Genomic DNA, 17,341 nt, shown 5'->3' on the forward strand with positions numbered 1-17,341 from the left:
TCTATGAGGTCAGACCAGCTTGGGTTATGACCATGATACAGCAACAGAGGAATAACACATGGTCGCACGTCAGAATCTGACCACGGCACAGGGCGAACGGATTGCTATCGTAGCAGGTCTACGGACGCCATTTGCTAAGCAAGCCACCTATTTCCATGGCGTTCCGGCGCTGGATATGGGCAAAATGGTGGTGCAAGAATTACTCAATAAATACAGCTTAGATCCGCGTGAAGTTGAACTTTTAGTGTACGGCCAAGTGGTGCAAATGCCTAAGGCGCCGAACATCGCGCGAGAAATAGTGTTAGGCACCAGTTTGCCGGTAACCACCGATGCTTACAGCGTGTCACGGGCTTGTGCGACCAGTTTCCAAACCACCGTTAATGTTTTAGAAAGTATGATGGCCGGCAATACCACCGTGGGGATCGCCGGCGGCGCGGATTCGTCATCCGTACTGCCGATTGGCGCCTCACGGGCGTTAGCCCATGCGCTGGTTGATTTAAACAAAGCGCGCAGCCTTGGTCAGCGCCTTGCTATTTTGCGCAAGCTACGATTGAAGGATTTACTCCCAGTACCACCTGCGATTGCTGAGTACAGCACTAACCTAAGCATGGGTGAGACGGCCGAGCAGATGGCTAAGACCCATGGCATCAGCCGTGCCGATCAAGATGCGTTAGCTCATCGTTCGCATACTTTGGCGCATCAAGCGTGGCAGTCAGGTGTGTTAGATAACGAAGTGATGACCGCTTATGCTGAGCCATACAAAGACTTCTTAAAGCGCGATAACACCATTCGCTCAGACTCTAAACTAGAAGGCTATGCCAAACTTCGGCCGGTGTTTGATAAAAAGCACGGGTCAGTCACAGCGGCCAACAGTACCGCTTTAACCGATGGTGCTAGCGCTATTTTGATGATGACAGAAAGCAAAGCCAAGGCGTTAGGCTATGACATCCTTGGTTACATTCGTAGTTATGCCTTCAGCGCCATAGATGTTTGGCAAGACATGCTGATGGGGCCGTCTTACGCTACTCCTATCGCCCTTGATAGAGCTGGCATGAAGTTGTCGGATCTGACCCTGATTGAAATGCATGAAGCTTTTGCGGCGCAGACGTTAGCAAACATGAAGATGTTTGCCAGCACCAAGTTTGCCCAAGAAAAGCTGGGCCGCAGTGAAGCCATCGGCGAGATTGATATGGATAAGTTTAATGTGTTGGGTGGCTCCCTGGCTTATGGCCATCCGTTTGCGGCAACGGGCACGCGCTTGATTACGCAAACTTTAAATGAATTAAAACGTCGTGGTGGCGGGGTTGGTTTAACCACCGCATGTGCTGCTGGTGGCTTAGGTGCTGCGATGATTGTGGAGACCGAATAATGACAACAGATAACAACCGAGCTTTTACTTTAGAGCTACGCGACGACCATGTGGCGGTTATCCATATCGATGTTCCTGGCGAATCGATGAACACCTTAAAAGCTTCTTTTGCTGATGAGGTAGCTCATGTTCTGAATCAGTTGGAGCAGCACCAAGATTTACGTGGGGTGGTGCTGATCAGTGATAAGCCAGGCTCCTTTGTGGCCGGTGCTGATATCAGCATGATTGATGCCTGCACCAATGCTGCCGATGCGGAAAGTTTAGCGCGCCAAGGGCAGGCTATGTTCGATAGAATCGAACAGTTGGCGGTGCCGGTGGTGGCAGCCATTGATGGTGCTTGTTTAGGTGGTGGGTTAGAACTTGCGTTAGCCTGTCATTATCGGATTGCGACGGACAATAACCGCACTGTGATTGGCTTACCTGAAGTGCAGTTAGGGCTGTTGCCAGGCTCAGGTGGGACCCAACGGTTACCACGTCTGATTGGGATTCAAAAAGCCCTACCATTAATTTTGGCTGGCAAGCAATTACGTGCCAAACAAGCCCGTAAACTCGGGATTGTTGATGATGTCGTGCCTGCGAGTATCTTATTGGATGCAGCGGTCGAGAAGGCACTGGCGAGCAAGGCAAAAGTGCGCAAAGTTAAGCTAAAAGGTGTCAGCAAAGTGCTGGAAGGCACCTCGTTTGGGCGTAATTTCATGTTTAAAAAGGCGCGCGAACAAGCTCAAGCAAAAGCAAAAGGTAACTACCCGGCGCTCGATAAAATCATTGATACCTTAGCCTGTGGTGCCAGCAAGGGCTTTCAAGCTGGCTTAGCCTATGAGGCCAAGCAATTTGGTGAACTGGCAATGACGCCGGAATCCAAAGAGCTACGGCAGATTTTTTTCGCCACCACGGCGATGAAGAAAGAAACCGGTGCGGGCGATACTAAGCCACGTGCTATTCAGCGCGTTGGCGTGCTTGGCGGTGGGTTGATGGGCGGCGGTATTGCTTATGTCACGGCTGCTAAAGCGAAACTACCGGCACGCATTAAAGACATCAACGAACAAGGCATTGTGCATGCGTTGAAGTACAGCTACGACCTGCTTCATAGTAAAGTAAAGCGCAAGCACATGACCCGGACAGAATTAGAAGCGACCATGCTGAGCCTGAGCGGTACCCTTGATTACAGCGGCTTTGACAAGGTTGATGTGGTGATTGAGGCGGTCTTTGAAGATCTTGGCTTAAAGCAACAGATGGTGGCCGATGTAGAAGCAGCAGGCAATCCGCACACTATTTTTGCAACCAATACCTCAAGCTTACCTATTACGCAAATCGCTGCCAAAGCAGAGCGCCCAGAAAATGTGATTGGTCTGCATTATTTCTCGCCGGTAGATAAGATGCCGTTGGCAGAAATTATTACCCATGAGCGTACCTCAGCAGAAACCATTGCGACCACGGTGGCCTTGGCTAAAAAGCAAGGAAAAACCCCGATTGTGGTCAAAGATGGTGCTGGCTTTTACGTCAATCGTATTTTAGCCCCGTACATGAACGAAGCTGCGCGCCTGGTGTTAGCGGGTGAGCCGATCGACGTGGTAGATAAAGCGCTGGTTAAGTTTGGCTTCCCGGTCGGGCCGATGAAACTGATGGACGAAGTAGGGATTGATGTGGCTGCCAAAGTCGCACCTATTTTGGCAAATGAACTTGGCGATCGATTCCAAGCGCCAGAAGCATTTGGCAAATTGCTGGACGATGAGCGCAAGGGTAAGAAAAACAAAAAGGGCTTTTACGACTACCAAGGTAAGCAAGCGGGCAAACAGGTTGATAGCTCGGTGTATAGCTTGTTAGGCGTAACCGCAGCAAGCCAACTGAGTGCTGACGAGATTGCCCAGCGCACCGTGTTGCTGATGCTCAATGAGGCCGCGTACTGTTTAGACGAAGGCATCATAAGCTGTGCTCGTGATGGTGATATTGGTGCCATTTTTGGTATCGGTTTCCCGCCTTTCCGTGGCGGACCGTTCCGTTATATGGACGCGCTAGGCATTGCTGAGGTGGTGAGTCGTTTGCAAGCTTACCAACAGCAGCATGGTGAACGCTATCAACCAGCGCCATTATTGGTTAAAATGGCAACAAATAACGAGCGCTTTTATTAAGCGCTCGTAGACTTGTAGTAGGGGGTTGTTATGTTAGTGGCGCTGTGTTGTTTAGGGTCGGCGTTAACTTTGTATGTGCAAGCATTAACGCACGCGATGGGAGCGAAACGTTGGGGCCTGCTAGGGTTGCTGTTCGGGCCCTTGATAGTGCCGATGTTTATCACTCACAAGCGGCTGCGTCTGCGCCAAGCACGTGGTGATGCTAATGTATTGATGCAGGTACGCTGATATGGGCGGCAAAGGCATCACGGCTAAGCGGCTCGGCAAATAAAAACCCCTGTGCATATTCGCAGCTTAAGTGGCTTAACGTGGCTGCTTGAGCTGCGTCTACAACGCCTTCGGCAACCACATCTAAACCTAAGTTGTGAGCCATGGCGACAATGGAGGCGACCATATTGCGATCGCGCTCGGCACCATTGATGTCATCCACAAAAGCTTTATCAATCTTTAACGTTTGAATGGGGAAGCGCTTTAAATAAGCCAGCGATGAATAGCCGGTACCAAAATCATCGAGGGCGAGGTGAATCCCCTGTTGATGTAACTCGGTCATGATGGCAATGGCGCGCTCTGGATCCTCCATCACCACTCCTTCGGTAATTTCTAACTCCAGATGCTGTGGTGCTAAACCTTCTTCTTTGAGAATGGTCATGATGGTCTCGGTAAGATTAGGTTGCACAAATTGCTTGGCAGATAAATTCACCGCTACTCGGCCTTGCACCAAGCCTTGTTCTACCCACAGTCGCATATCACGACAGGTTTGTCGCAGCACTTGCTCACCCATCTCAATGATAAGGCCGGTTTCTTCGGCTAACGGAATGAACTCGCTAGGGCTAAGGGGACCATGGCCAGGGATGTTCATGCGGACTAAGGCTTCTAATCCTACAAATTGATAATCCACTAACGACACTTTAGGCTGATACAGCACTTGCAAATGCTTATGGCGCAGCGCAAACCGCAGTTGGTTTTCTACTTGCAGACGCCGAACCGCAGTTTTGTTCATGGATTCGTTAAAGAACTGATAGTTATGGCCGCCGCGACTCTTGGCATGGTACATGGCGGTATCGGCATTCTGTAGTAACTCTTGCGAGGAGTTACCATCGCTTGGATAAACCACAATACCAATGGACGTGCCCACCACGATATCTTGCTGTTGAATATGAAAGGGCTGGCTCATGGCATGCAGGATCTGATTGGCGATATCGGTGGTGGTGCTCATGTTCCAGGTGTCTTCTAGCAATAGCACAAATTCGTCACCACCGAGGCGATAGAAAGTATCTTGCGGGCGTCCCACTTGCGCTATGCGCTCAGCTACTTGCAGCAGCAGTTCGTCACCTAGATCGTGACCTAGCGAATCGTTAATCTTCTTAAAATCATCGAGATCGAAAAGCACTAAAGCGTGACCAATACGTTTACGCACTAAATTGGCATGGCTGACTTGAAAATAGGAGCGATTAGGCAGCCCGGTGAGGGTATCGGTGTTAGACAGCCGGCGCAACTCGCGCTCGGTTTGTTTGCGTTCGCTGATGTCTGCAAAGGTCGCCACGTAATGGGAAATCTGACTGCTATCGTCGTAGATGGCATCAATAGTTAATTCAATCTGATACAAACTGCCGTCACTGCGCAGATCTTCAACTTCACCGTGCCAACTACCATACTGTTGCAAGGTGCGTTTTATTTGGTTGACGTAATCGTCGCTATAGAGCTGCAGTTGTAGTGGTCGGCCGAGCATTTGTTGGCGACTAAAGCCGGTGATCTTGGTCACCGATTGGTTGGCCTCAACGACGGCAAAGGTATGATCATAAATACACACGCCATCGGAAATATTGGTGATGGAGGTGGCTAGCATTTTTAAGCGTTCTTCAGCTAGTACTAACGGGGTGATATCTTTCATGGTACCGGTCATCCGCAGAGCCTGCTGATGCTCATCGCGCTCCACCACTTTACCTCGATCTAGTACGGACACCCAGCCATCTTCAGCCTGAACTCGGTAAGTGACTTCAAAAAATTGGGTGTGTCCATCTAAGTGCTGATTCAACGCCTGCTGTAAATTTGCGAGGTCTTGTGGATGAATATTGCTGGGGCTGCCCGGTTCACCGGTACGAATATAATCAATCGGGAACGCACTGACTTGGCGCCAGGTGTTATGTCGATGAATCACTCCAGCTGCAATATCCCAGTCCCATAATTGATCACCGCTACCCCACAAACTTAACTTCAGCCGTTCTTCACTTTGTTGCAGTTGGCGCATAGCACGATGGCGCGCCCGCACGATGAAGAATAGGGTGATAATACCGGCACCACCTAACAGCGCATACATGCTTAGCGCCCAGGGTGAAAGCCAAGCCGGGGCGGCAACTTCAACCGCTAACTGGCGCTGCCCCAGCCAGGTGCTGCCATCGTAGGAGGCCTCAATCATAAACAGATAATGACCAAAGGCTAGATTGGTGTAGGTGGCACGACGATATTGATGGTCGGTGTAAATCCAGTCAAGATCGGCTCCTTGCATTTTATAGCGGTAATACAATTGCCGAGCATTAGGTGCATAGGGCGCCCCAAACTCAATGCTGATGGGGCTCTCGAGCACAGGTAGGAATAGCGTTTGGGTATTGTAAAGTTGAGCGCGGTTACGACTATCTAATTGTTCAGCTTGAATGGGTTGATTGGCAATGCGCAGGCTGATGAGCTCAACTTGCCAATCACTGCTGGTCGGTGACTGGGCTGCATAAGTTGCTATATAAGTTGCTGCATGAGTTTTGGCAAATAATGACGGTAGCATCAGCAGCGCAGCCGTACAGGTTAACGTTATAACAAACGCTAACAGAGCATTGCCACCAGTAGCACCACCTTGACCCCGAAAATGCACGTTATTCCCCAATGGGTTGGCTGTTTTATAAAGCAGCTCTTCTTGTTCTTAAGAGATAAACAAATTAAACAATTTATGCCGAGCTGTCAAAGCTCTGTGGATGGCTAACTAGAAACATCTGTTGTGTTGGATTGTTGATTAACTGTTGGTATTCCGCGTGGATGTCATTCAAGGTCAAGCTCGCTAAACTCGTTGCTATGACTTGTAATCTCGAGAAATTTTCATCTTGTTGAGTAATAGAGCTCCACAACCTTTGACTCCGCGCACGCAGAGATGCGTCATTCTCAGTAAGTTGTTGGGTAATAGCCCGCTGCGCCTTGCTGAATTCAGTGCTATCAATGTGTGCTAATTGCTCAGCAAACACCTTTAAGTAATCATTCATGGCTTGTTGTAAGTGCTGATGCGGATACTTGGTGGATTGTACGTAGAGCATCAAATGCGGTACCTGTTGCAGCGGCATGTAACTGCTGCCCACCAGATAACCTAGCTGTTGCTCGGTACGCAAGGCACTAAACAAGCGCGGGTTCAGAAAATACTGCAACAGCATAAAGCTGGCTTGAGCTTGGGTGGTGTTTGAGCTACTTTGCAGCACCGCCAGCAGCGCATGGTCTTGATGCTGAGTGACTAGCGCTGGCGCGGGGTCTAGCTGGGCAAACCGGTAGGGCGTTAAATTTGCGCGCTGCATCTGTGCCGCTAGGGGGAGCTGTTGCAATTGTTGCAGTACCGCTTGCAATTGGTCAGGACGCAGATCACCATGACTAAAGAGTTCGACGCTGGCTTGGCTAAACATTTGCTGGCCGGCATCGATGAAGGTCGCAAAATCGCTAGCTTCTAATTGTTTGGCTAGATCTTGCACCGAAAAAGTATGGGGCTGTAACTGCACGTTCAGATGGGTGAAGAGTAAATTCAGTGGTTTATGCAGCAAGGCTTGGCGCCAGTTGGTGATTAGACGTTGGCGCAAATTAGCCCAGCGTTGCGGCACGAGTAATTGTGCATTCGAGCTGCTGGTTGCTTGGTGCAAATACCCTAGAATATCCTGCAGTAATTGAGGCACGTACTGTGCGGGCCCTGATACATGCAAGGTTAACCCTTGCTGTTGCGGGTATAAATTAAAATTAAGCCCAGCAATTTCCGCATCGTAGCATTCTTCATTGAGCACATCGAGCATCAGCTCACACCATAAGCGGGCGTTCGCAAAATGCTGCGCAGACTGAATCACTTGGGGCAGATAAAAGCCACAATAAACATGAGCTTTGGGTTGCTTAAAACTGGTATCGGTTAAATGCCAATGCTGCAATGCCGACGTAACTTGCTTACAATCAGGCTGCAGCGGCCGCTTAGAGTCGGTCTCAGTTGGAGGATGTTGTAACTGCCAAGGCGTGCTCAAATAGGGATTCGCTTGCGGTAATTGCGCTGCTATCGGCGCCGGCTGAGCGAAGCGTTGATGTTGTGCGGGCGTCAACGCAGAGACGCGGTAATGAGTTCCGTAAATAGGTTCAACCTGATCGGTCTCAAGCTGCTGATGAATCAAGGTTACCCGCATGTTGTGCGAGTTCATCAAGGCCAGAAAGCTGCGGATTTTCGGTAAAAACAAACCATCCATGCGGTAGTCACCAAAAATAATATCTTCAGCGCAGTAGTGATGTAGATTAATGGCTAGCTGAGGTGCAATATCGCTTAACTTCGCTGGCTCTTGGTAATTGAAGGCGTTCATGACGCTCACTCGGCGTTCGTTGTAGCGCCAAGCTTGTAATCCGTCGTTGGCAATCAGCTGCAGATAACTGAACACAGCTGCAATAATATCATCAATGTGGGTTAACCCTTGGTTGGTTAGCTGCATGTTGATATTAAAATCTTTGAAATTACCGCCACTAATCCCACCGCCGGCGGCTAACGTGTTCACCCAATTGTGTTCGCGCAAATAACTCAGCAGACTTTGTTGCCCTTCATAGCCCAGTAGATGAGCCAAAAAGCTGGTGGTTTTATTAGCATAATCGTCATCGATACCCGGCAGGGCAAAGGTTAAAATCAGCCGTTGGGCTTCTTTAAGTGGTTTCACTTGAACCATCAGCCCCAGCTGTTCTGCTTCATAGAGCGGCTCGTCTAGTAATAAGGCATCGGCGCACCCACTTGGAATGCGGCTACCGTGAAGCTCAGCAAGCTGTTGTAATTCAGCTAAGGATTGTGGCCCACACAGCACTAGGGTCATACGTTTGGCACAATACCAGCGTTTAAAAAATTGCTGCAAAGCAGCGCTGAGCGGCCGCTCTTTGGTGTTGGTAAGGGTACTTAGGTTGCCTACTGAAAATTTGGTAAAAGGATGCTTAGGGTTGGCCGTGGCTTTGTGCACTTGATACAAACGGCGCAATTCATCGTTTCGTTTTAGGTGAAATTCAGCTTCAATCGATTGCAGTTCTTTTTCGACCCAATCTTGCTGTAACAAGGGTTCATAGAAAAAGCGGATGAAACGATCTAACGCGGGGGCAAAATACTGCTGATTGATGCTGAAGTAATAATTGCTGTATTCGGTGCCAGTCCAAGCATTATGGCTACCGCCGTGAGCGCTGATATAGGACTGAAAACCTTGGGCATCAGGATAGCCCTCAGTCCCTAAAAATAACATGTGCTCAAGTAAGTGGGCTAGGCCTTGCGTGGCCTGAGGATCGTGAAAATGACCTACCCCTACGGCTAGTGCCGCACTGCTTTGGTTGGCTGTCTGATCGTGCACCAACACACAACGTAATTGGTTGGGTAGTTCAATGATCTGATAGCTACGAGTATCTGCCGGACTTTTGATGATAGCACTATCATCTAAAATAAGGCGTGTCTCAGTGGTTGTAGGCTGCAATGGTGTTGTCATCCCTCACCTTAAATTGTCGGCCCAGTGTTGCTTGATAACCCTGGGCCCACAGAGGGTCTATTGTTCCAGCGGCGTATCGAAGTCTTTCGGGCGGTCATAATCGCCTTCATAAGATACCAACAGGTTATCTTCGAAGCGTAAAATCATTTTTTGTTGATAACTGGTTCCGTTACCTGCATTCATATCAAAGACGTAAAACCACACATCGTTATTGTAGGGGTTATCTGCTACTGGTTTGCCAACCACGTAAACCACTTGTTCTTTCGACATCCCCACGCGAAGCTGGTCAATGTCTCGTTGTTCTAAGTAATTACCCTGTGGAATGTCAATTCGATAAACCAATTTATCTAATACTGAACAGCCACTTAAAAAGATTATAGTCCCTGCAATAATTAATGCTTTCATAACACCTGCTATTAAAATTTTAGTCTAGGGCGATAATAAACAAAGCTAGCTGCCAACCGCAAGTAATTCAGCTGCATTAGCTTTCGTTGCTGCGGTTATTTCATCACCACCAAGTAAGCGTGCTAGTTCAATGACACGCGCTTCAGAGTCTAATCGTACCATGTGTGTCTCGGTACTGGCACCATCTGTTACCTTATCTACCCGTAATTGTTGGTGAGCTTTTGCGGCCACCTGAGGTAAATGTGTGACACAGATAACCTGATTTGATTCCCCTAACTGGCGTAATAATTTACCTACCGTGGCTGCGGTAGCGCCGCTAACACCTACATCCACTTCGTCGAACATCAAGGTCGGGGTGGTTAGTTGGCTGGCAGTAATTACCTGAATAGCTAAGCTAATTCGCGATAATTCACCGCCTGAAGCAATTTTTGCTAGGGCTTGTAACGGTTGGCCTGGGTTCGTGGTCACCATAAAGCAAACCTCATCGGTACCTAGTTTTGTTGCTGGCGCTTGCGCCTGATGAGTCACTTGAATGACGAATCGACCATGGGGCATATTAAGTTGCTGCATGCTGGTGGCGATACGCTGACTAAGTTCAGTGGCGGCTTGCTCACGGCTTGCCGACAAAGTGGCAGCCGCTTGTCGGTAGCTTTTAGCTGCTTGCTCCACTTGCTCATCGATGTGTTCAGATGCGCTCTGCATGGACTCGAGATCGGCTAACTCTTGCGCTAATTGTTGATGGTGCTGATAAAGTTGAGTTGGGTCGAGCTGATGCTTGCGAGCCAACTGTAGCGTTTGGGTAACCCGTTGTTCAGCGTTAGCTAATTGCTCATCGTCAAGTTCAATGTGGTCTTGATAATCACGCAGTTCACGTGCTGCTTCTTCCACTTGCACACTGGCATCGCGGAGCAAACGTACCGCTTGTTGCAAATTAGCATCGGTCTCTAGTTGTTGCTCTAACCGGGTTAGGGCGTTTTGCAACAAACTGTAGGCGTTATTATGTTCACCATCAAAGATGGCATTGAGGGCGAAGCCAGAATCTTCAATGAGGCTGGCACTATTGGCCAAACGCTTATGTTGCGCCTCTAGTTCTGCGTATTCGTCTTCGCCTAGAGCAAACTCGTTCAGCTCACTGACTTGGTAGCGCAACAGCTGACTGCGTGCGGCAATATCTTGTTGCTGCTGTTGTAGCTGCTTTTGTTGTTTGCGCAGTTGGTACCACTGCTGATAGGCCTGCTGCACCGCATCTAGATGTTGTTGGTGACGGGCGTAAGCATCAAGCAATTGCAACTGATGCTCCGGTCGGGTCAATAATTGGTGTTCGTGCTGACCATGAATGTTGACTAACAGTGGCGCCAGTTGCTTGAGTTGGCCCACGGTAGCAGGGCGGCCGTTGATCCAAGCTTTGGAGCGGCCCTCGCGGGTAATCACGCGGCGAATGACACAACTTATGTGGCTGGCATCGGCATCAGCTTCTTCGTTTAGCTCTTGTTCTGCTAGCCACTGGATGGCAGGGCTAGCGCTGGCACCGAGTTGAAAGCTTGCACTTACTTCAGCTTTATCAGCGCTTGTGCGAATGAGTTCAACGTCAGCACGGTCGCCCAAACATAAACCTAAGGCATCGAGGGCAATGGATTTTCCGGCGCCAGTTTCGCCAGTAATGGCAGACATGCCAGCAGCAAAGTCTATGTCTAAATGACGTACAACAGCTAAATTACGAATATGCAAATGGAGCAACATAGGTCACCTCAGATACTGTGATAATATACAGTAGTTATACAGTATTTATACAGTAATGCAAGTGCTGCCTAAAAATTCTGCAGCAGCGCCTAAGCCAAGCCACTAGAACAGTCGGCTACCCCAGCCTAGCTTGTTGCGCAACACTCTAAAATAACTGTGGTCGTGCGGGTGCACTAAGCATAATTTATGGGGGTGCTGCTGAATAATGACTTCGTCGCCGGCAGCAACTTTCATGCGCACATGGCCGTCGCAGGATAATTGTAGATCATCATTATCTGTCGCTGCCCGCAGCTTGATGGTACTGGTAGCATCGACCACAATCGGGCGACTGCTTAAGGTATGTGGAAACATCGGCACTAAACTAACGGCATGGAGGTTAGGAACGACGATAGGGCCGCCGCCAGATAACGAATAGGCAGTAGAGCCGGTGGGGGTGCTAATAATCAAACCATCCGAGCGTTGTGAATAGACAAACTGATTATCCACGTACACTTCAAATTCGATCATGTGAGCCACTTTGTCTGAGTGCAGTACTACTTCGTTAATAGCGCGTCCTACGGCCTTAGTTTGGCCATGGTGGATGACTTCGGTTTGTAGCAAAAAGCGCTGTTCAGTTTGGTAGTCGCCAGCTAATACTGCTTTGAGTTGCTCAAGCACGTGGTCAGGATCAAGGTCCGTTAGAAAACCTAAGTTGCCGCGATTTACGCCAATCACCCCGATATCGAAATCACAAAGAATCCGTGCCGCACCAAGCATGTTGCCATCCCCCCCCACAACAATTGCTAGATCAGCGTGTTGGCCCAGCTCTAACAGCGACATCACGCGCGCTTGAGTACCACTTAGCTGCTCGGCAGTGCGACTCTCAATAATCACTTGATAACCCAGCTTGAGTAGGCTTTGTTCTAGAGTGAATAAGGTGGTACGAGTAGCTTCGTGATTAACTTTGCCCAGCAAGGCGATGGTTTGAAACGGTTGATGGTCACGCTGCGACATAAATTTCCCTGTAATTCTGCGGTTTTTTGTAACGCAACTCTTGAATCGAGGTTAGATGCCCCCATTAACAGCTGCAAGTTAAGTTATATCACACCAACTAACATTTTGGTTGTGAATTGATGATAGTGCCACGTAAGTGTCACGCAAGTGCCATGACAGTGAGAGTAGCCAAACATGACTAAAAATGATGCAGCACAGAACCCACAGCAGCCAGAGCTAGAGCAAGAGCAAGAGCAAGAGCTAGAGCAAGCGGCTGAACAGGAGCAAGACGTGGAGCAAGAGCAAGCCGCAGATGCCACGAGCAACGCTAGCGATCGGCTCGGTGAGTTGGAGCTGGCCTTGAGCCAAGCTGAGCAACGTGTGACTGATGCCAATGATCGTGCCGTGCGTGCGGTAGCTGAGATGGAGAATATTCGGCGCCGGGCAGCCCAAGATGTTGAGAAGGCGCATAAGTTTGCTCTGGAAAAGTTTGCCAACGAAATCATTACCACGGTAGACAACTTAGAGCGCGCTCTCGAGATTGCAGCCCAGGCAGAAAGTATTAATCAAAACTTTTTAGAAGGGATTGAGTTAACCCACAAGGGGCTACTCAGCACTTTAAACAAATTTGGGGTAGAAGCGGTGGGTGTAATTGGCGAAGCTTTTAACCCTGAACTGCACCAAGCCATGGCGATGCAGCCATCGGCAGACCAAGACAACAACACCATTTTGGCGGTGATGCAAAAAGGCTACACCCTAAGTGGCCGCTTACTGCGTCCAGCCATGGTGATGGTGGTAAAAAATTAACAATAAGCTTTTTAGGGGTATTGAAAAGGCTTAAAGCCGCCCCATATTAAAGTTATCAAACCTGTTTTTTAAGATTTAGTTGGAGAAGAAAATTATGGGTAAAATTATCGGCATCGATTTAGGTACTACTAACTCTTGTGTTGCAGTACTTGATGGTGACAAAGCACGCGTCATTGAAAACGCGGAAGGCGATCGTACCACGCCATCAGTAGTAGCTTTTACTGATGATGGTGAAGTGTTAGTAGGTGCGCCGGCAAAACGCCAAGCGGTCACTAATGCGAACAAAACCTTATTCGCAATTAAGCGCCTGATTGGTCGTCGTTTTAAAGACGAAGAAGTACAACGTGATATCGGCATCATGCCATTCAAAATCGTTGAAGCAGAAAACGGCGATGCGTGGGTACAAATTAACGACGACAAAAAAGCGCCACCACAAATCTCAGCAGAAATTCTGAAGAAGATGAAGAAAACTGCCGAAGATTTCTTGGGTGAGAAAGTAACCGAAGCAGTTATTACCGTGCCGGCTTACTTTAACGATGCACAGCGTCAAGCAACCAAAGATGCTGGTCGTATCGCGGGCTTAGAAGTGAAGCGTATTATCAACGAGCCAACCGCAGCAGCATTAGCCTACGGTATGGACAAGAAGCAAGGCGATAACGTTATCGCAGTGTACGACTTAGGTGGTGGTACTTTCGATATCTCAATCATTGAGATTGACCAAGTAGAAGGCGAAATGACCTTTGAAGTATTAGCGACCAATGGTGATACCCACCTTGGTGGTGAAGACTTTGATAACCGTTTGATCAACTACTTGGTTGAGCAGTTCAACAAAGATCAAGGCATTGATTTACGTAAAGATCCGCTGGCGATGCAGCGTCTTAAAGAAGCTGCTGAAAAAGCTAAAATTGAGTTGTCATCAGCACAGCAAACGGAAGTTAACTTGCCGTACATTACTGCTGATGCCACTGGGCCTAAGCACTTAGCCATTAAAGTAACTCGCGCTAAATTGGAATCTTTGGTTGAAGACATGATTGCCAAGTCGTTAGAGCCAGTGAAACAAGCGCTAAAAGATGCTGATTTGTCAGTAAGCGACATCAACGACATTATTTTGGTGGGCGGTCAAACCCGGATGCCAAAAGTACAGCAAGCAGTGACCGACTTCTTTGGTAAAGAGCCGCGTCGTGATGTCAACCCTGACGAAGCGGTAGCCGTAGGTGCTGCGGTACAAGCGGGCGTATTGCAAGGCGATGTGAAAGATGTGTTGTTGTTAGACGTAACGCCATTATCACTGGGTATTGAAACCATGGGTGGTGTGATGACTAAGCTGATTGAGAAGAACACCACGATTCCGACCAAGCAATCACAGACCTTCTCAACGGCTGAAGATAATCAGCAGGCAGTAACGATTCATGTGTTGCAGGGTGAGCGTAAGCGTGCGGCTGACAACAAATCGTTGGGGCAATTTAATCTGGAAGGTATTCGTGCAGCGATGCGCGGCCAGCCACAGATTGAAGTCACCTTTGATATTGATGCGGACGGTATCCTGCATGTGTCAGCGAAAGATAAAGACACAGGTAAAGAGCAGAAAATCACCATCAAAGCTTCTTCTGGCTTAAGTGATGAAGAAGTAGAAAAAATGGTACGTGACGCTGAAGCTAACGCTGAAGAAGATCGTAAATTTGAAGAAATGGTGCAGGTTCGTAACCAAGCTGATGCGCTGGTACATGCTACCCGTAAGCAGTTAGAAGAAGTTGGTGCGGAGTTGGCTGCGGCAGATAAAGAAGCGGTTGAAACTGCCTTGAGCGAGCTGGAAACAGCCATCAAAGGTACCGACAAAGCTGAGATTGAAGCCAAGCAGCAAGCTTTGATTGAAGCTTCTGGTAAGTTGATGGAAGCAGCACAAGCGAAAGCTCAGCAGCAAGGTGGCGATGCCGACGCTGGTAACAGCCAGAAAGATGCTGATGATGTTGTCGACGCTGAATTTGAAGAAGTGAAAGACGACAAGAAATAATAACCCGCCCACCGGGTGTTGGTGATAGAAAGCACACGGGGGTTGCCGCTAGGTGGCCTCCGTGTACTTGTATCAGGCAGGATATAAAAGGAACGTGGAAATCACACCATTATGTCGAAAATAGATTTATATGAAGTGCTGGAAGTAAGTAAAGATGCCAGCGAACGCGACATCAAAAAGGCCTATAAGCGGTTAGCGATGAAGTATCACCCGGATCGTACCAAAGGTGATAAAGACCTCGAAACCAAGTTTAAAGAAGTTAAAGCGGCCTACGAAATTCTCAGTGATCCGCAAAAGCGCGCGGCTTACGATCAGTATGGTCATGCAGCTTTTGAACAAGGTCAAGGTGGCTTTGGCGGCGGCGGTGGCGGTGCTGATTTTGGGGATATTTTTGGTGATGTGTTCGGTGACATTTTTGGCGGTGGTGGTCGACGTGGCCATGCGCAACCGCAACGGGGAGCCGACTTACGCTACAACCTAGAGCTAAGCTTAGAAGAGGCGGTACGCGGTAAAGAAGTTGAGCTGAAAATTCCTAAATTAAGTACCTGTGACGACTGTCATGGTAGCGGCGCGCGAGCTGGCTCTAGCGCTGAAACCTGTGGTCATTGCCATGGCAGTGGCCATATTCAAATGCGCCAAGGCTTTTTTGCCGTGCAACAACCTTGTCCCCATTGTCGTGGCCGCGGTAAGGTGATTAAAGATCCATGCCGCACCTGTCATGGTGAAGGCCGAGTGGAACGCACCAAGACCTTGTCGGTGAAAATTCCAGCTGGCGTTGATACCGGTGACCGGATCCGCTTAAGTGGTGAGGGTGAAGCCGGCGAAATGGGCGCTCCGGCGGGTGATTTGTACGTGCAAGTGCATGTGCGTGAACACAAGATTTTTGCGCGTGACGGCAATAATCTGTACTGCGAAGTGCCGATTAGCTTTACTCGAGCTGCCTTAGGTGGTGACATCGAGGTGCCGACGCTAGAAGGCAAAGTAAAACTGAAAGTACCGGCCGAAACCCAAACAGGTAAGTTATTACGCCTGCGTGGTAAGGGCGTTAAGTCCGTGCGCACCGGTGCTGTTGGCGATTTGATTTGTAAGGTGGTTATCGAAACCCCAGTGAATTTGTCAGAGCGTCAACGTGAGTTACTAGCCGAGTTAGAAGAGTCGATGGGTAGTGGCGACGAAGCTGCTAAGTATCGTCCCAAAGAAAAAGGCTTTTTTGACGGCGTGCGTAAATTCTTTGATGACTTGCGCGGCTAGTACAACTGCGGTTAAGCTGATGCTAGCAGCAGATTTCTGAGCCATTCAGAATAGTCAGGGAGCACCTCTTATGCGCTGGATGAAAATAGCACTAAGCTTAACCGTAGTGATTAGTTTGTTGGTTGCCTGCACGCAATCGCCGACCGGACGTAAGCAATTGATTATGTTCTCGAGCGGCGAAATTGCCTCGTTAGGCGACCAAAGTTATGCCGAGCTGAAACAACAGCAGCCACTTAGCACGAACACCCGTGAGGTTAATTACGTACGCTGTGTGGCTAATGACTTGTTGGCCGTGCTACCTGAACCTTGGCGCAGTAAAACCTGGGAAGTGAATCTATTTGCCAGTGATGATGTGAATGCGTTTGCCCTACCGGGCGAAAACATTGGCGTATACACGGGCTTACTGAAAGTTGCCGAAACTCCAGATCAATTGGCGGCGGTGATCGGGCACGAAATTGCGCACGTGATCGCTGACCATGGTAACGAGCGCATGTCGAATCAGTTTGCCGTGGGGCTAGGCTTGCAAATAGGTGCCGTGGTAGCGTCAACTAAGCTAGAAGACAAAGATGCTGCTTTAGTGATGGCGGCCTTAGGTATTGGCACCCAGCTAGGGGTGCTGTTGCCTTACTCACGGGTACATGAAAGCGAAGCCGACCAGTTGGGCCTGGATTACATGGCTGCAGCTGGCTACAATCCCGCAGCGGCGGCGGATCTATGGCGAAACATGGCGCGTGTAAGCGGCGCCGGCGGGCCTGAATTTTTATCGACACACCCTTCACCCCAATCTCGCATTGATGCTATTGAAGCCTATGCTCCTGAGGTGATGGGCGTCTATCAAAGTGCCCCTAAAGCCAACTGCAAACTCTAATTCTAGTAGCCACGGAAGGCTCATCGTCTAACGGCATTCTCTTAACCTTATCTCGGTACATCTCAT

At 49.0% G+C, this 17,341-nt stretch carries 12 protein-coding genes; 7 read left to right on the forward strand and 5 right to left on the reverse strand.

The annotated features are described in order from the left end of the window. The first annotated feature begins 58 nt into the window (after positions 1-58). The 3 genes from fadI to ACQ661_RS03815 are packed head-to-tail and all read left to right on the forward strand — an operon-like array spanning position 59 to position 3,726. The gene (gene fadI / locus ACQ661_RS03805; RefSeq protein ID WP_153825797.1) at positions 59-1,369 is read left to right on the forward strand and encodes an acetyl-CoA C-acyltransferase FadI; all 1,311 of its coding nucleotides are present in this window, start codon (positions 59-61) and stop codon (positions 1,367-1,369) included. Continuing rightward, entirely contained in the window at positions 1,369-3,498 is a 2,130-nt protein-coding gene (gene fadJ, locus ACQ661_RS03810; RefSeq protein ID WP_431667676.1) for a fatty acid oxidation complex subunit alpha FadJ, read from the forward strand. The genes fadI and fadJ overlap by 1 nt, the downstream gene beginning before the upstream one ends. Positions 3,499-3,528: 30 nt before the next feature. Further along, positions 3,529-3,726, forward strand: coding sequence for a hypothetical protein (locus ACQ661_RS03815; RefSeq protein ID WP_110074817.1), 198 nt, complete (start codon positions 3,529-3,531; stop codon positions 3,724-3,726). Here ACQ661_RS03815 and ACQ661_RS03820 read toward each other — a convergent pair. From ACQ661_RS03820 to nadK, 5 genes are all read right to left on the reverse strand, one after another. Beyond that, positions 3,701-6,361, reverse strand: a complete 2,661-nt coding sequence (locus ACQ661_RS03820; protein ID WP_431667677.1) for an EAL domain-containing protein — start codon at positions 6,359-6,361, stop codon at positions 3,701-3,703. The two genes, ACQ661_RS03815 and ACQ661_RS03820, sit on opposite strands and share 26 nt — an antisense overlap. Before the next feature lie 73 nt (positions 6,362-6,434). Continuing rightward, positions 6,435-9,221 (reverse strand): insulinase family protein, encoded by a 2,787-nt coding sequence (locus tag ACQ661_RS03825; RefSeq protein ID WP_431667678.1) that lies wholly within the window; start codon positions 9,219-9,221, stop codon positions 6,435-6,437. A gap of 57 nt (positions 9,222-9,278) precedes the next feature. Continuing rightward, positions 9,279-9,626 (reverse strand): outer membrane protein assembly factor BamE, encoded by a 348-nt coding sequence (locus tag ACQ661_RS03830; protein ID WP_110074814.1) that lies wholly within the window; start codon positions 9,624-9,626, stop codon positions 9,279-9,281. Positions 9,627-9,671: 45 nt separating this feature from the next. Further along, on the reverse strand, positions 9,672-11,366 hold the full coding sequence (recN, locus tag ACQ661_RS03835; RefSeq protein WP_153825793.1) for a DNA repair protein RecN: 1,695 nt from the start codon (positions 11,364-11,366) through the stop codon (positions 9,672-9,674). A gap of 102 nt (positions 11,367-11,468) precedes the next feature. Continuing rightward, the gene (gene nadK / locus ACQ661_RS03840; RefSeq protein WP_431667679.1) at positions 11,469-12,359 is read right to left on the reverse strand and encodes an NAD(+) kinase; all 891 of its coding nucleotides are present in this window, start codon (positions 12,357-12,359) and stop codon (positions 11,469-11,471) included. Between the two features lie 174 nt (positions 12,360-12,533). On the opposite strand from nadK, the gene grpE reads away from it, so the two are divergent. The 4 genes from grpE to ACQ661_RS03860 all read left to right on the forward strand — a co-directional run bounded on the left by grpE (position 12,534) and on the right by ACQ661_RS03860 (position 17,275). Then, positions 12,534-13,145 carry a nucleotide exchange factor GrpE gene (gene grpE / locus ACQ661_RS03845; RefSeq protein ID WP_431667680.1) on the forward strand — a complete coding sequence of 204 codons (612 nt, stop codon included), beginning with the start codon at positions 12,534-12,536 and terminating at the stop codon, positions 13,143-13,145. 94 nt (positions 13,146-13,239) lie between these two features. Continuing rightward, positions 13,240-15,156: a molecular chaperone DnaK gene (gene dnaK / locus ACQ661_RS03850; protein ID WP_110074810.1), complete on the forward strand. Its 1,917-nt coding sequence runs from the start codon at positions 13,240-13,242 to the stop codon at positions 15,154-15,156. A gap of 111 nt (positions 15,157-15,267) precedes the next feature. Further along, positions 15,268-16,407, forward strand: coding sequence for a molecular chaperone DnaJ (dnaJ, locus tag ACQ661_RS03855; RefSeq protein ID WP_110074809.1), 1,140 nt, complete (start codon positions 15,268-15,270; stop codon positions 16,405-16,407). Positions 16,408-16,477: 70 nt separating this feature from the next. Continuing rightward, on the forward strand, positions 16,478-17,275 hold the full coding sequence (locus ACQ661_RS03860; protein ID WP_110074808.1) for a M48 family metallopeptidase: 798 nt from the start codon (positions 16,478-16,480) through the stop codon (positions 17,273-17,275). The last annotated feature ends 66 nt before the right edge of the window (positions 17,276-17,341 follow it).

It is taken from the genome of Pseudidiomarina sp. WS423 (genome assembly GCF_050750165.1).
GTDB lineage: Bacteria > Pseudomonadota > Gammaproteobacteria > Enterobacterales > Alteromonadaceae > Pseudidiomarina > Pseudidiomarina fusca.

Bases quoted from the DNA above. Each gene is read 5' to 3' on its own strand.
- fadI (WP_153825797.1), top strand. From the start codon at position 59: ATGGTCGCACGTCAGAATCTGACCACGGCACAGGGCGAACGGATTGCT.
- fadJ (WP_431667676.1), top strand. From the start codon at position 1,369: ATGACAACAGATAACAACCGAGCTTTTACTTTAGAGCTACGCGACGAC.
- ACQ661_RS03815 (WP_110074817.1), top strand. From the start codon at position 3,529: ATGTTAGTGGCGCTGTGTTGTTTAGGGTCGGCGTTAACTTTGTATGTG.
- ACQ661_RS03825 (WP_431667678.1), bottom strand. From the start codon at position 9,221: ATGACAACACCATTGCAGCCTACAACCACTGAGACACGCCTTATTTTA.
- ACQ661_RS03830 (WP_110074814.1), bottom strand. From the start codon at position 9,626: ATGAAAGCATTAATTATTGCAGGGACTATAATCTTTTTAAGTGGCTGT.
- recN (WP_153825793.1), bottom strand. From the start codon at position 11,366: ATGTTGCTCCATTTGCATATTCGTAATTTAGCTGTTGTACGTCATTTA.
- nadK (WP_431667679.1), bottom strand. From the start codon at position 12,359: ATGTCGCAGCGTGACCATCAACCGTTTCAAACCATCGCCTTGCTGGGC.
- grpE (WP_431667680.1), top strand. From the start codon at position 12,534: ATGACTAAAAATGATGCAGCACAGAACCCACAGCAGCCAGAGCTAGAG.
- dnaK (WP_110074810.1), top strand. From the start codon at position 13,240: ATGGGTAAAATTATCGGCATCGATTTAGGTACTACTAACTCTTGTGTT.
- dnaJ (WP_110074809.1), top strand. From the start codon at position 15,268: ATGTCGAAAATAGATTTATATGAAGTGCTGGAAGTAAGTAAAGATGCC.
- ACQ661_RS03860 (WP_110074808.1), top strand. From the start codon at position 16,478: ATGCGCTGGATGAAAATAGCACTAAGCTTAACCGTAGTGATTAGTTTG.